The following is a 723-nucleotide window of genomic DNA, read 5'->3' on the forward strand; positions in this document are numbered from 1 at the left end:
CTCCGCCTCGACGATTTCCATATAGACCTCGCGCGGGGTCCGGAAGTCGAGGATCTTGCGCGGCCGGTCGTTGAGCATGGCCTCGATGTAGGCCAGCTTCTGCGGCGTGACGGTCGACAGATCGGTGCCCTTGGGCAGGAACTGGCGCACCAGGCCGTTCATGTTCTCGTTCGATCCGCGCTGCCATGGCGCATACGGCTCGCAGAAGTACACCGGCATGCCGGTGGCATCCGTCAGCGCCTCGTGGCGCGCCATCTCGCTGCCGCGGTCGTAGGTCAGGCTCAGGCGCAGCTCCGGAATGACGGTCTTGAAGCGCCGGCCGAAGCCCTCGAGCGCGTGTGCGGCCGTGCACCCATTCATCTGGGTGAGGAGCACGAAACGGCTGTAGCGCTCGACGGCCGTGCCGATGGCGCTGGCGTTGCGCGCACCCTTGATGAAGTCGCCCTCCCAGTGACCGGGCACGGTGCGCCCGTCCACCTCGGGCGGCCGCTCGCTCAGCGGCGTCATGTTGACGATGGAGCCGCCCTTGCGGCTGGTGCCGCGCGCCCGCGGCATGCGCTTGCCGGTGCTCTGCCGCAGGGCGTCGATCAGCTCGGTGCGCAGATCGCCGCGGGGCACGAGATAGATCGCTTGGTAGATGGTCTCGTGCGAGACGCGCTGGGACAGGTCATCACCGTGCATGCGCTTGAGTCTCCCAGCGATCTGCTCGGGCGACAACGCCCG

General features: G+C 67.9%; 1 protein-coding gene. It reads right to left on the reverse strand.

Annotated elements, in window-relative coordinates:
• Positions 1 to 717: IS30 family transposase (locus tag AACH11_RS24720; protein ID WP_341376958.1), on the reverse strand; the 717-nt coding region annotated here is incomplete at its 3' end.
• Between the last annotated feature and the right edge of the window lie 6 nt (positions 718 to 723).

The sequence above is a fragment of the Pseudaquabacterium rugosum genome, assembly GCF_038066575.1.
Lineage (GTDB): Bacteria > Pseudomonadota > Gammaproteobacteria > Burkholderiales > Burkholderiaceae_C > Pseudaquabacterium > Pseudaquabacterium rugosum.